At 47.6% G+C, this 13,834-nt stretch carries 11 protein-coding genes and 4 tRNA genes; 9 read left to right on the forward strand and 6 right to left on the reverse strand.

The features are described 5' to 3' along the window. Positions 1-284: 284 nt before the first annotated feature. A complete protein-coding gene (locus tag WCN91_RS14560) occupies positions 285-2,048 on the forward strand; it encodes a type 1 glutamine amidotransferase family protein (RefSeq protein ID WP_342680097.1) in 1,764 nt (587 codons plus the stop codon). Between the two features lie 42 nt (positions 2,049-2,090). Next, the gene (gene arcB / locus WCN91_RS14565; RefSeq protein WP_342680098.1) at positions 2,091-4,427 is read left to right on the forward strand and encodes an aerobic respiration two-component sensor histidine kinase ArcB; all 2,337 of its coding nucleotides are present in this window, start codon (positions 2,091-2,093) and stop codon (positions 4,425-4,427) included. Here arcB and arcA read toward each other — a convergent pair. Further along, positions 4,424-5,140 (reverse strand): two-component system response regulator ArcA, encoded by a 717-nt coding sequence (gene arcA / locus WCN91_RS14570; RefSeq protein ID WP_342680099.1) that lies wholly within the window; start codon positions 5,138-5,140, stop codon positions 4,424-4,426. The genes arcB and arcA overlap by 4 nt on opposite strands. Before the next feature lie 535 nt (positions 5,141-5,675). Between arcA and WCN91_RS14575 the strand changes: the two genes are divergently transcribed. Continuing rightward, positions 5,676-5,852 (forward strand): DUF3293 domain-containing protein, encoded by a 177-nt coding sequence (locus tag WCN91_RS14575; RefSeq protein ID WP_342680100.1) that lies wholly within the window; start codon positions 5,676-5,678, stop codon positions 5,850-5,852. Between the two features lie 287 nt (positions 5,853-6,139). On the opposite strand, the gene WCN91_RS14580 is transcribed toward WCN91_RS14575, so the two are convergent. Next, on the reverse strand, positions 6,140-7,186 hold the full coding sequence (locus WCN91_RS14580; RefSeq protein ID WP_342680101.1) for a methyltransferase: 1,047 nt from the start codon (positions 7,184-7,186) through the stop codon (positions 6,140-6,142). Between the two features lies 1 nt (position 7,187). Beyond that, positions 7,188-7,913 carry a tRNA (guanosine(46)-N7)-methyltransferase TrmB gene (trmB, locus tag WCN91_RS14585; protein WP_342680102.1) on the reverse strand — a complete coding sequence of 242 codons (726 nt, stop codon included), beginning with the start codon at positions 7,911-7,913 and terminating at the stop codon, positions 7,188-7,190. Between the two features lie 150 nt (positions 7,914-8,063). Between trmB and mutY the strand changes: the two genes are divergently transcribed. From mutY to WCN91_RS14615, 6 genes are all read left to right on the forward strand, one after another. Continuing rightward, positions 8,064-9,131, forward strand: coding sequence for an A/G-specific adenine glycosylase (mutY, locus tag WCN91_RS14590; protein ID WP_342680131.1), 1,068 nt, complete (start codon positions 8,064-8,066; stop codon positions 9,129-9,131). A 40-nt stretch (positions 9,132-9,171) separates the two neighbouring features. Then, positions 9,172-9,444, forward strand: coding sequence for an oxidative damage protection protein (locus tag WCN91_RS14595; protein ID WP_105200767.1), 273 nt, complete (start codon positions 9,172-9,174; stop codon positions 9,442-9,444). Between the two features lie 240 nt (positions 9,445-9,684). After that, positions 9,685-9,760: transfer RNA gene (locus tag WCN91_RS14600), tRNA-Phe, on the forward strand. Positions 9,761-9,921: 161 nt separating this feature from the next. Next, positions 9,922-9,997 (forward strand) — tRNA-Phe (locus tag WCN91_RS14605). Between the two features lie 46 nt (positions 9,998-10,043). Next, positions 10,044-10,119: transfer RNA gene (locus WCN91_RS14610), tRNA-Thr, on the forward strand. Positions 10,120-10,251: 132 nt separating this feature from the next. Then, positions 10,252-10,327, forward strand: a tRNA-Phe gene (locus WCN91_RS14615). 933 nt (positions 10,328-11,260) lie between these two features. Here the strand turns inward: WCN91_RS14615 and WCN91_RS14620 are convergent. The 3 genes from WCN91_RS14620 to WCN91_RS14630 all read right to left on the reverse strand — a co-directional run bounded on the left by WCN91_RS14620 (position 11,261) and on the right by WCN91_RS14630 (position 13,831). Then, positions 11,261-12,613, reverse strand: coding sequence for a M28 family metallopeptidase (locus WCN91_RS14620; RefSeq protein WP_342680103.1), 1,353 nt, complete (start codon positions 12,611-12,613; stop codon positions 11,261-11,263). A 184-nt stretch (positions 12,614-12,797) separates the two neighbouring features. Then, positions 12,798-13,484 (reverse strand): LrgB family protein, encoded by a 687-nt coding sequence (locus tag WCN91_RS14625; protein ID WP_342680104.1) that lies wholly within the window; start codon positions 13,482-13,484, stop codon positions 12,798-12,800. Then, the gene (locus WCN91_RS14630) at positions 13,481-13,831 is read right to left on the reverse strand and encodes a CidA/LrgA family protein (RefSeq protein WP_342680105.1); all 351 of its coding nucleotides are present in this window, start codon (positions 13,829-13,831) and stop codon (positions 13,481-13,483) included. Before WCN91_RS14630 ends, WCN91_RS14625 begins: the two co-directional genes overlap by 4 nt. Between the last annotated feature and the right edge of the window lie 3 nt (positions 13,832-13,834).

Consider the following 13,834-nt stretch of genomic DNA (forward strand, 5'->3'; position numbering starts at 1 on the left):
ATGCTTCGCAGCTTAGCGAGGTGAGCGCATGGATGCGCGATGTAACCAAGCTTCATGGATGAATTTGACCACATAAATCAGTGATTATATTCATCAGAATGCGTTTAGATTGAACATAAAGTAAACCGCAAAGATAAACAGACCCTAATAAAGGTGTAACTATTCCCATACACTGTAAACATTGTTAATATTCTGTGTTGCTGTAAACCTGCTTATAACCCGTAACTTGCAAAATAATAATAATGACCAGTCCCATGAAATCATTTCTATTAAGAGTTGCCTCAATGGCAATGCTAGGCAGCTGTAGCGTTAGCGCTCAAGCGGCACCTCAGTTATTGCTAATGGCCGATGATCTACAAGTGTGCTCCAGTGAGCGACTGCAACATTGCAATAGCGATTCTCGCGAGCGCTTGAGTAAGAGCAGCTATAAACAACAACCGGTTTTCAAGATCACCGATGAAGGCTTGGAACGTATTGTTAATATGGCCTGGACCGAACAGTCGAATATTCGAAATCAGGCTGTGGAAATCTTAACCAAGGCACGGCAACATTTTGCCGATGACATCTTTAGTCAACAGGAATTCGAGCGTTACCTGCGTCGCAGCGACTTTAAGTTGAGCAACAGCGAGACAAGTGCACGAGAGTTTTGGTTTAACTTATTCGACTTTGAGCAGCAAAACTTTTTTGACCTGTTAGAGCAAAAGCAGGGGAGTGGTAAGCGCCGCTTGAAGCCTGAGGTTGATATTAACGGTACTCGCAACTGGGTAACCAAGGACGCTTTTGCGGCGCTATTTAATGCGGCGCAAAGTATTGCCGATGCTAAACGCAAGCCGCGTATCGCCTATGTAACCGGCGGTAGTCGCGACCCGTATCGCGATGTTGAGTATTATCAAGCCCTGTTTGAACAACTGGGTTTTGAAGCGCACTGGCTGGCCATAGATGGTGCCATGCAGGCTTTGAGTCAGACTAACGATCCGGCGAAGTGTGCTAACCTGGCCGAGTATCAGGTGTCGCGACTGGCAAGTTTCCGTCGTGATATTTTGTATCCACAGCTATATCAAAGGCAGCAAAAGCTATGTCAGAACCCAGAGCAACTTTATGAGTTGCTGCGTCGTTCTGATGCACTCTTTATTGCCGACTCCAGCCCCTTGCTGCTGTACCATGCGTTTTATCAAAATGCCAACCAACCCAGCGAGCTGCTGAAGAAGATCCAAGAAATGACGGCGAAAGGCCAGTTGCTGGTAGCAGCACAAGGCGAGTCGGTTAACGCCTTGGTCGGTGGTAGTCAAAATGCCACTATTTTATCTGGTGAAGGCGTACAGGTATTAACGGAAGAGCCAATTATTTATGGCAATGCTTTTGAAGCCTGTCGCTTAGGGGTTGACTGTATTTTAGTGACCAATAACCGAAAACTTAGCTATCTGCAGTCTGGAGTGTTAGATCTTTTCCCATGGGGCACCCTGGATACGCAAGTGGCACGTCACGGTAAACAGCCACGCTTAATTAAGGCTGGCGTGCAAAGCTCAAGCTCAATGATCTTTGGCCTTGATAGTAACAGTTACGCCAGTGTTGAGCGCATTGTCGGTGAAGAGAAAGACGATATCGAGGTGCAGGTATTTGGTGAAGGTGGCCTTTGGTTAGGCGACTTGCGTCAAAGTCAGGACTCAATGTCCGGGGCGATGCAATTTGGTCCTTTTGACAGTTATTTCTTAACTCATGAGGATAAGATAAGCATGCGCGGTGGCGTGGTTAATGTTGAGCTGGCTCCTTGGAAGCAAGCGGTGAACACTACCAGTGCCGGGCCGTTAGTGAATACATCAACGCCATTTAGCCGTGCCAACTATCATAAACTGGGGCAAATGCAGTGTAATACCGGGGCGGCAACCGCCGGCGGTAGCAGTGATATAGATAGCCAAAGTTATGAGCTGATCTTAAACGCCAGTGGCGCCAGTAATATGCGCAAAGGGGTCTTGGTTAAAGGCGGAAAACGCATGGGCGTGTGCTCATTCGCAAGAATCTCAACACAGATACTGCCAAAGGCACTCTAAGTTGATTACAATAGAGGGGTTTGTAGCAAAACCCCTTTTTTTATGATTGACTCTTCCCTGAGCCCCTGGGTTCGTGTTTTAACAAATCTCCTTATCCGCTTCGGGACCTGGTATGCCGGCGCCATAGTCTATGGCGTTTTTATTGTTGCCGCACTGATCTTCAGCGCCATGTACTATTATGTCGCCACCGGCGAAATCATGTTGCTGGATGTTTTGGCCGTGGTATTTTTTACCGCCGTGGCAGCACCCTTAGTGATCATGGTGGTGCTGCAATCCATCACGCAATTACAAGACTCGCAAAAATATCTGGAAACGGCGACCAAGCAAGAAAAGCTGCTCAACCAATCCTTAAAAGACAATATTCGCCTCCTGAACACAGAGATCGATGAGCGGAAAATGGCCCTTAATGCCAAGTACCGTGCCATTGATGAGTTGCGTCGGGAAATTTCTGAGCGTAAGAAAACCCAGGTCGAGTTGGCGCAGCAGGGTATGTTGCTACGCTCCATAGTCGACTCCTCTCCCGACCTTTTTTATTACCGTGACCGCGAAGGGGTATTTGCCGGCTGCAACAAGATGTTTGAAAAGGTGATGGACCGTAGTTCTGATCAGCTGATCGGCATGAAGGCCGAAGATATCTATCCAGCACAATTATTACCGGCGGTGCTTAAAACCGATCGCCAGGTCGAGTCCACCCATGAAGCTGTAACCGTGGATGTGCAATATCCAGTGGATGGTGAGCAAAGGTGGTTTGAGATGCGCAAGCTGCCCTTTATCAATGATAAGGGTGAATATATCGGCCTATTGGCTTTCGGTCGTGATATCACCAGTCGTAAAGAAGCCGAACAGGCCCTTGAAACAGCCTTTAAGGACAAGGGTAAATTTATTGCTACCTTGTCCCATGAACTACGCACTCCACTCAATGGCATAGTGGGTTTAACCCGTATGCTGCTTGATACCGAGCTTAGTAAACAACAGCGCAGCTGGTGTAATACTGTGTTCTCCAGCGCCGAGACTTTAGGTAATATTTTCAACGATATTATTGACCTGGATAAAATTGACCGGGAGCAACTGGATATAGTGACCGAGCCGGTCAGTGTCGCCGACTTTATCAATGATGTGGTTAACTTTGGTGCCTTAATTGCCGCGCAAAAAGAGCTGTCATTCGATATAGAGCGAGTGGGTGAGCTCCATGTATATGGGCAAATCGATCCAACGCGTTTGCGCCAGGTGCTTTGGAACCTTATTAATAACGCCGTTAAGTTTACCACAGAGGGTGGGGTTGCCTTAAGCTGCGAACATAAGCAACAGGGCGATAATCACAGTCTGATCCTGACCGTGCGCGACTCAGGCATAGGTATTCCGGATGACCAGCTTAGCCATATTTTTGACATGTATTACAAGGCCCCAGATGCCAGTGGCGCTAATGCCATAGGCTCAGGTATCGGCTTAGCGGTTACCAAGGCTCTGGTGAGTGCCATGGGGGGTGATATCCAGGTGATCTCACGCCCGGGCGAGGGCAGTAGCTTTACCGTGAATATTCCTTTGCAATTGACTTCGGCTCCGGTCATCGAGAGTTATGAGTGTAAGAGCCTTAATATCCTGCTGGTTGAAGACGTGCCGCTCAACGCTGAAATCGCTACTAACCTGCTGGAGCAGCGCGGCCATGAGGTGATCTGGGCGGAAACCGGTGAAGATGCGCTGGCCTTTGTGGAAACCGAGGATGATCTCGACCTAGTGTTGCTGGATATGCAGTTACCTGATATCAACGGCGATGTGGTGGCCAGAGAAATTCGCAAACAAAGCGAGTTCGATCATCTTCCCATTGTGGTGCTCACCGCCAATGTGCGCAGTGCCGAAGAAGAGCTGCGCGGCATTAATATCCAAGGGGCTCTGGCCAAGCCCATCAACACCACCAAGCTCGACAATATGCTTTCACAGCTGTTCGGTATAGGCGAGGGATGTATGCAACAGGTAGCGGCGGAGCGTTTGGTGCATCAACAGACTCTAGCGCCAACACTAAAACTTGATGAGCGCTTGCTCGACCAGGAAATTATCAGTGAGTTTATAGACTCCATGGGAGTTACGGCGTTTTCACGCAGCGTTGCCCTTTTTGCCAAGCTTGCTCCCGGCTATCAGCAAGAACTGCTTGTTAGTGTGGCTGAGGACGTTGAAGAGTATAAATCCGTGGCTCATAAGATTAAGGGGGCGGCTGGCTCTGTGGGTCTAAAAGCGGTGCAGTTGCAGGCTAAGAAGATGGAAAACCAGTGTCTTGAGGTTGAGCTGGAGTTACGCCAAAGTTGGCTGGATGAGTTAGACGGGCAAATAAAAGAAGGGCTCGAGGCCCTTCAGTCATTCTTATCTAGTTTGGCAGACGATTAGTTATCAATCTTGCCGATAAAGCGGTAGCCTTCACCATGAATGGTGCTGATAAGCTCAGGTGTGCTGCTGTCGCTTTCGAAGTGCTTACGAATACGGCGAATGGTTACATCCACGGTACGGTCATTGGCACGTAATTCACGGCCAGTCATATGCTTAATTAACTGTTCACGGCTAAAAATACGACCCGGTGAGTCAAGCATTAGACGTAGGGCACGGTATTCACCCTTAGGTAGGCGTTTTGACTCGCCCGCAGGGGAAGTAAGGCAGCGACTGTTTTCGTCCAGCTCCCAACCGTTAAAGTTTACAACGCCATCTGAATCCAGCGCCGGATCGTCCTTGTTCGCCGCGGTCCGAGAAATAAGGTTACGGGCGCGAATGGTTAACTCGCGAGGATTGAATGGCTTGGTAATATAGTCATCAGCGCCAATTTCTAGGCCAAGAATACGGTCGACATCGTTGTCACGACCGGTCAAGAAAATAAGGCCAACATTACGCTTTTGGCGTAACTCGCGCGCGAGGATCAGGCCGTTTTTACCTGGTAAGTTGATATCCATAACAACCAGGTTAATATCGTCATTGGTGGTGAGTTTGTCATGCATATCATCACCATCAATGGCTTCAATCACTTTGTAGCCTTCAGCTTCAAATAAGCTAACGAGGTTTAGACGAGTAACATCTTCATCCTCAACGATCAGAATGACTGGCGTTTGCATTGTTTATTAACCTTTTCGGAATAAAATATTTACATAAAGACGGAAAATAGGAACTTCCCGAATACTTGCGATTATAGGAGTATATCTAAATGTTAACAAGTAAAAACAATTTGGATAAAATTTAGACTTACTCAAGATCCTAGCCGAATATTTACACTAACTTTTCAGCCGACCTTCTTTATTGACATACAGTCGATTTTGCTCACTCATTTTTCACCAAGTTAAGGCTTTGGTATGAATGAATAACTCAAAATCAACCTTTAATAGATAATAAATTCAAGGGTGAATTTTGAGCCAAGGAGATAGTATATCATTCTCTTTTTTTACCTTCAAAGCATGGGATGCCTGTTATGTGTAAAAGTTCCTTTATTTTTTATGCTTTTAGTGGTTTTTTACGGTTGATAACGCTTTTTTACGTATTTTTCGACTTTTTGTTGCGCTTAGTTAAACAAAAAACACCCATGCTGCCCTCATGTGATCATTATCAATAAGATGATTAAGTTGTAAGTAAGAGAATGAAGAGAGAAGTACCCTTATGTTCAAAACAGGTGTTAAAGGTATAGCCCCGGCATCACTTGATGCCTACCTTGATGCCTATACCCAGGCCCACTTTGTTTTTGCCCAGCGCTTACCCAAGGCGGCAAGTGGCTGTGTTATTACCGCCTGTAACCCTTATGGGCGGCAAGTAGGAATACGTAAAAACCGTCATTAACAGGGTTTGTTGATTGATGCTGTTAGGCATCATGTTCATAGCCCGGGTTTTGGTGGCGACAAGCGTATGCAATATCGTGAGGCCAGTGTGTTTGTACGCTGCAATCCGAAATTGGGTTGGGGTTATTTGCGGCGTTTTAAGCAAAACGCTGTGTTCTTGGTGCGCCGAGGGGGGTTGTATTTATTGTTGGTGGATGGCCGGGAGCTTAAGCTAGCTTGTACTCTCGCAAACAGAATACGAAAACGCCCTGGTTTGCCGCGGCTAAACAGGGCGCAAGCGTTTAGGCTTTAGCTGTTTTGGTACACGGCAAAACGTTTGGTTTTTGCCAAGGTAGCATGATGCCTAAAGTGTGTTTGCAGTTGCTCTGGGTAGGCCAGGAAACTATTGGCGACCAGGGTTAGCTCGCCACCTCTGTTTAAATGATCCTTAGCCGAGGCAAAGAAGCGCTCGGTGATCTTATAATCGGTTTTTAAGCCGGTATGAAACGGCGGATTGCTAATGATCAGATCAAAGCGTTTATCCACTTCACTTAAACCGTCACTGAGTAACACTGCACCATCTACCTCATTAGCGGCAAAGGTTTGCGCCGTGGCATAGCCGGCCAGGGCGTTAACGTCGAGCCCGGTAACCTTTAGCTTAGGGTTTCGCTTGGCACAAAAGCTGGCAATAATGCCGGCGCCGCAGCCAAAGTCCAGCAGGCTTTTGGCTTTTGGATATGCGGGTAGACTATCTAGCAGCAGGGCGGTGCCGTCGTCCAGTTGCCCATGGTTAAATACCCCAGGCAGGCTGACTACCTTACACTCTATGCTTTGCCCGGCGATATCTCGGGTTAGCGTAAAGGTTTTATGGTAGCGGCTAATATCAAACTCGGTTAACAGATTTATATCCGTGTATTGATACAACAGGCAATGCTTGGCCGAGTCCACCTTATGACCTTGAGCCAGATCTTTGAGCTGTTTCTCGATAGACTTAACACCACCTTTTTTCTCACCTACGACTAAAAGTCTGGCATCGGCATTGATGCTGGCACGAATATTATCCAGTGTCATCAGGGCTTCGGCCTTGGCCTTAGGGTAGTAGTAGATCACCAGATCAAACTTTTGCTCAGGTAATTGATGAGACACTAAGGTAGTGACATTGGCGCCGCTGAGTTGGTTTTTTGCAAACTGGCCGTCGGCAAAATTGTAACTAAACAGGCAAATATTTGCGTGCGGGTTTAGGGCTCGCAATTGGTGAGCGAAACCATCGCAGTTGAAGTTAACCACTAGAATTGAGTCGGCGCTCAATAGCTCATCACTGCGCAGCAACAGCTGCGATGGATTACTCAACTGCATCTTATTTCACGCGCTCGAACATAAGATCCCACACCCCGTGACCAAGACGGTGGCCGCGTTGCTCAAACTTGGTCAGCGGACGCGAATCCGGGCGCGGCATATAGTCATTGCTAGGCGACTGGTTAGCGTAGTTTTCGCTTGCCTGCATTACTTCAAGCATGTGCTCGGCGTAATTTTCCCAGTCGGTGGCCATATGGAAAACACCACCGATTTTTAATTTGCTGCGCAGGCTCTCGACAAACTCAGGCTGAACAATACGGCGCTTGTGATGGCGCTTTTTATGCCAAGGATCTGGGAAGAACAGTTGTACCTTGGCTAGTGAACCGTCGGCGATACAATCTGCCAGCACTTCTACGGCATCATGTTCGAATACGCGCAGGTTAGTAACTTCCTGAGCATCGGCATCCATTAGGCAGGCGCCCACACCCGGGCGGTGTACTTCAATGCCGATAAAGTTGCTGTTTGGGTCTTTCTTCGCCATTTCGACCAGTGACTTACCCATGCCAAAACCGATTTCCAGCACAACTGGGTTGTCATTGCCAAATACCTGGGTGAAATCAAGTAGGCCGTTTTTATGCTCTAGACCCATGCTTGGCCAACACTTTTCTAATGACGCTGCCTGACCTTTGGTTAAGCGGCCTTCACGTTTTACAAAGCTGCGCACCTTGCGAATGTATTTGCCTTCGCTCTCGGCTTGCGCAAGAGCCTGTTGTGTTGATTCACTCATGATAGTGACAGTCCTAATGAAAATGGGTGCGTATTATCCCCACTTGCGTGCTTAAGTACAAGTCGGTGGCTATTGATATTTATCGACACAATAATAGACTGGGCGCAATTTAAAAAAGCAAAGAGTAATCTAGTGGAATTATCTCAGCAAATGCGAACCTGGTTCGCCGATCAGATTGTCGATTGGTACGACTTATGTGGGCGTAAAACCTTGCCTTGGCAATTAGAAAAAACGCCTTATAAGGTTTGGGTTTCGGAGATCATGCTACAGCAAACCCAGGTCGCTACTGTGATCCCCTACTTTAATCGCTTTATGGCACGCTTTTCTACCATAGAGCAGCTGGCCGAGGCCGATGAGGACGAGGTGCTGCATCATTGGACTGGGCTGGGTTATTATGCCCGAGCCCGGAATCTGCATAAAACCGCTAAGCTGATTTGTGCCGAGCATAAGGGGGAGTTTCCTAAAACCCTGGAGCAGGTGATGGCCCTGCCTGGTATTGGTCGCTCCACCGCTGGCGCCATTTTAAGCCTGTCGCGAGGTGAGCATCACCCCATTTTGGACGGCAACGTTAAACGTGTGTTGGCTCGCTGCTTTATGGTTGAGGGCTGGTATGGGGTTAAAAAGGTTGAAAATCAGCTGTGGCAGCTCAGTGAGCAGCTAACTCCTAAAAATGGTGTTACTCAGTTTAATCAGGCCATGATGGATTTGGGTTCCAGCCTCTGTTCGCGCAGCAAGTTTGATTGCGAACCTTGCCCGCTTAAAAGCCGCTGCCTGGCGTTTAAACATAATAAGGTAAGTGAATTTCCTCACTCTAAGCCGAAAAAACAGGTGCCGAAGAAAAGCTGTACCATGCTTATTCCCATTATCAATGGGCAAACCTATATGGAGAAAAGGCCCAATAGCGGAATTTGGGGCGGACTACATTGCTTTTTAGAATTTGCTGATAAGGATCAGGCGCAGCAATATGTAGCGCAGCAAGGGTGGCAAGGTAGAACTCATGAGCTTGAATCATTTACCCATATCTTTTCCCATTTCCAACTAAATATTAACCCTATGCTAGTGCAGTTGGATAAGGTGCCAGCAACCCTGGCCGATGGCGGCCTTCTGGATTATGACCTGGAGAATGAACCTCAGGTTGGTCTTGCTGCTCCGACTAAGAAGTTGTTGAAGCAACTAAAGCGTCACTTGGCAGATGCGAGTACTTCCGCATTAGGGTAAACTAGCTTCAATATAAGCAGATGCGTAGGTGAGGATTAATATGGCACGCACAGTATTTTGCCAAAAATTGCAAAAAGAAGCTCCAGGACTGGATTATCAGTTATATCCTGGCGAAGTGGGCGAGAAAATCTTTAATAATATTTCCAAAGAGGCCTGGTCTCAGTGGCAGCAAAAGCAAACTATGCTGATCAACGAGAAGCACCTTAATATGATGGAGCCTGAGCATCGTACTTTCCTTGAAGAGCAGATGGTAGGCTTTCTTTTCGAGGGTAAAGAAGTCGAAATCGAAGGTTACAGACCTCCTGAAAAATAAGCTATTTGCTGGGATTTTCGGCAAAAAATCCCAGTTTGCATGATTTGTGTGCAAACGAATTGTTTATTTTAAAAAGTGGTTGACTTGATACCCTAAAAACCGTTTAATACGCCGCACGCCCAGATAGCTCATTCGGGCGAAACGAAACCGAAGCACAGCTTCGCAGTTCGTTGAGGTGGAGTCAGGATGACGACAGGACCTCGCTTCAGGGATGAATTTAGAGCACAAGAAAAAATTTTTGCCCAGATAGCTCAGTCGGTAGAGCAGGGGATTGAAAATCCCCGTGTCGGTGGTTCGATTCCGCCTCTGGGCACCATTATTTAATTATGGTGCTAAATTAGTATCATTTTTATTGCCCAGATAGCTCAGTTGGGCGAAACGAAACCGAAGCATAGCTTCGCAGTTCGTTGAGGTGGAGTCAGGACGACGACAGGACCTCGCTTCATGGATGAATTTAGAGCACAAGAAACACATTTTGCCCAGATAGCTCAGTCGGTAGAGCAGGGGATTGAAAATCCCCGTGTCGGTGGTTCGATTCCGCCTCTGGGCACCATTATTTGGTGTTTTTGATTTAATCGAAAATGCACACAGCCTTGTGTGCCTGCTTAGCTCAGTTGGTAGAGCAACTGACTTGTAATCAGTAGGTCGCCAGTTCGACTCCGGCAGCAGGCACCATTTATTTTTGCCCAGATAGCTCAGTCGGGCGAAACGAAACCGAAGCACAGCTTCGCAGTTCGTTGAGGTGGAGTCAGGATGACGACAGGACCTCGCTTAAGGGATGAATTTAGAGCACAAGAAACACATTTTGCCCAGATAGCTCAGTCGGTAGAGCAGGGGATTGAAAATCCCCGTGTCGGTGGTTCGATTCCGCCTCTGGGCACCACAAATAAACAAACCCTGATCAGCAATGGTCGGGGTTTTTTATTGTCTGAAACTTAGTGGCCTAGGCGTAATCTCACGCTCTTTATTCTCGGTGGTTCGATTGTGAACTACCTCCCTGTAGTTCACCGCTTATCCAAGGCTAAGCGGCCAGCGGTCGCTGTCTAAAATTGTTCCCGACAATTTTATCCGCCTCTGGGCACCACAAATAAACAAACCCTGATCAGCAATGGTCGGGGTTTTTTATTGTCTGAAACTTAGTGGCCTAGGCGTAATCTCACGCTCTTTATTCTCGGTGGTTCGATTGTGAACTACCTCCCTGTAGTTCACCGCTTATCCAAGGCTAAGCGGCCAGCCGTCGCTGTCTAAAATTGTTCCCGACAATTTTATCCGCCTCTGGGCACCACTAATAATACCAATTCACTTAAATAGCTAATCATTCTAGCGGGCTAAATATTATGCTAACTGCGTTGTAATTTTTTTATGTAGAATAACTACATAATAAAAATTCCGCCTTGTTATCACCTCATTTATCCAGCGCTATCTCTGATCACATATTTAACAGAACTGGTATAAACCCTGATCAGCAATGGTTGGGGTTTTTTATTGTCTATCGTTTAGTGTTTCAGACGTCATATCCCCCTTCATCACACCCGAAAAGAGAGAATTGAAGCGCAATTAGCAAATATGGATGTTTGCAAAGCTATGTCCGGGACAGGGAAGTGCCGTACATGGCGGTTGCGTGCATTTCAATTTTCTCTTTGAGGAAAAAGTGTGATGTTGGGGCGACGTTTTCTTGGTTCGTTTTTTCGTCGTTCAAAAAGAATGAACGAGGGCCTCATGGATGAGGCCGGATAAAAGCCAGGGAAGGCAATGTGGTACATCAGCGTAGGGGGTATGCTGAAAGCGCCCCCTTTGAGGGTGGGGCTAATTCTAATCAGTAAATTTTACCTTCGGCGTCATCCTTTAACGGGGCTACGCGTGAAGGCGTGGCTTTCGCGCTTACCAGCGGCTCGCTTGCCATAACCAATAGGGTTACCGACTTATAAATAGATTCAAAATCCAGGTTAGCCAGCTCGTCTTTCGGTGTATGGTAGTGGTCGTTATTGGCCATATCCGTTGAACTAAAGCTGTGAGCCGGAACGCCCAGTCTTGCCAGTGAGGCATTATCGGAGCGATAGAATAGGTTCAACTTGGGATAGGGGTTGGCCTGAATATGATCTTCTTGGGGCAGGCTTTGGTTTAACAGGGCTTGTAAGTCAGACTTGTCAGCTCCTGTCATCCAAAGGTTGCCGCTGCCAAATGCGGATGGCTTACCGATCATTTCGATATTGATCATGGCGGCGATGGCATCTGGGTTTTGCGTCTTGGCGAAGTGTTTAGAGCCTATTAACCCCATTTCTTCTGCGGTAAAGGCGGCAAACATCAGGGTTCGTTCATTATCGCCAAGGTGGGCATAATGCTGCGCTAGATTCAACATGGCGCCTGTTCCAGAGGCGTTGTCGTTGGCACCGTTATAAATGGTATCCTGCTCTTCGCTCTCTTCTTGCTTATGGTCACCTTGCTCACCTTTGCTTTCGCCTAAGTGATCATAGTGGGCGCTAAAAAGTACCATGTCGGTGTCTTTGCGCTTACCGGGTAACACACCAACAACATTGGTAAGTTGCTGCGTCTTAACTTCATTGGCTACTTTAACTTCCAAGCCTTTTACTTCACCTTCATAGCCCAGCACCAAGACCATGGCGCCTTGGTCTTTAAGCTCCAGCTTGGTCAGGCCATTATTAAAATAGTTCTGATAACGGCTGAAGGCTTCTTCGTGGGCCTTATCAATTAGAACCAGGTGATTTCCACCCTTTTGGTTTAATTTGCGCAGTTGTTCACGAAGATCGGCGTCAGCTGAGATATGGGTGATAACCAGATCGTGAGTTTGTTGCCAAGAAAACCCGGCAGACTGAGATACAGTGGCGACGCGCTCTGCTGCGATTGGCTGGCCATCTAGCGCGACAGATACGGACTTGGGAGTCACGGAATGCAGATTGAATTGCTGTTTAAAACTTTGGGTACCTGGCATGGGTTGCAAACCTATGCTGGTAAAACGCTCGACTATGTAGTCGGCGGCAACGTCAATTTCCTTAGAGAAGCTTTTGCGGCCTTTGAGGTCGTCGCTGGCCAGGTAGCTGATATCCTGCTGCAGCTGTGTTCGTTCAAAATACAGAGCGTTATTGGTTGAACTACAAGCGGTTAGTGTTGCCGCGGCAATTAGACTAAGTAGCGGGAGCTTAGTTTTCATTTTTGATTCCCATAAGTTTACGTAAAAGTACAAGCACAAGCACACAGCAGGCTAAAGCACTAGCTTGCTCAGGTTTAGTGCAATAAAAAAGTAATAGTGAAAGAAGCTATGAGACCAACTTTGATATCGAGCCGAGTAAAGCATATTTGCCACTTGGTAAACTCTTGGCTCAGTAAGCCCACACTTACCCTAACCAGTGCACTAGCCAGGGATAATAAAGAGGCACCAAAAGCGGTGTGAGTATGGCACTAAATGCCATGGCTGCTGAGGCATAGGCAGCACTTAACTCGTTATCTGCGATGGCGGTTGCCGTGCCTATAGCATGACAGGCACCGCCCAATGCCAGGCCCTGGGCACTGCGGTCCTTGATGCCAAACAGGTGTAATAGGCTAAAGCCGACGATGGCGCCGACCACGCCAATAAGAATCACCATGGAGGCAGCAATGCTGCCGATTCCGCCCAGTTGTTCTGTCACCAACAGGGTGATGGGTGTGGTCACCGAAAGGCTGGCTAAGGATGCCTTTAGTTGCTGTGGGGCATCGAGCAAGGTGGCTATAACATAAGCACTGCTAGTAGCCATAATAACCCCCACGGCTACGGCGATAAGGATCAGCAGTAGTTGCTTTTTAAGCTGATGTATTTGTTTATACAAGGGTACCGCCAGTGCTACCACCGCCAGTTCCAAGAGGTAATTAAAAGGAGAGGTGGCGCGGCTGTAGCTGGGCAAGTCAAGGTCAAACAACAGCAAGCATAAAACCGATGCAATTATGGTCCATAAGACAGGGTTTAACAGCGGTGACTTCACCTTGGCGTGGAGCTGGCGTAAACACAGAAAGGCGATAATGGTCAAAGGTAGTGCCAGCCACATCATGATGCGCCCCTTAGCTTTTGCATTAGAAAGCCTATGCTGATTAAGCCCAGCGCCGGTACCAAAAACAAACAAAGCAAAAGCACCAACCAGTGTTCGCTAATAAGCGGACTATGCTCTACCACCTTGGCGGCGGCGGGCACGAAAAACAGCGGCATAAAGTTAAGCAGGGGTTGTGTGCCCGGCAGTAACCAGTGCAACTTTACCAGCCCAAGCTGTAGAGCGATAAACAGCGCCAACATGGCACTGAGCGGTGCCGGGAAGGTGAGTGCGAAGTGGGCACTCACTAAATGCGCAACAACAAGAAAGGTGCTTAAGATGGCCCAGCTTATCAGTAGCTGCAGAGCCATTTT

This window comes from Pseudoalteromonas qingdaonensis (assembly GCF_038739665.1).
Lineage (GTDB): Bacteria > Pseudomonadota > Gammaproteobacteria > Enterobacterales > Alteromonadaceae > Pseudoalteromonas > Pseudoalteromonas qingdaonensis.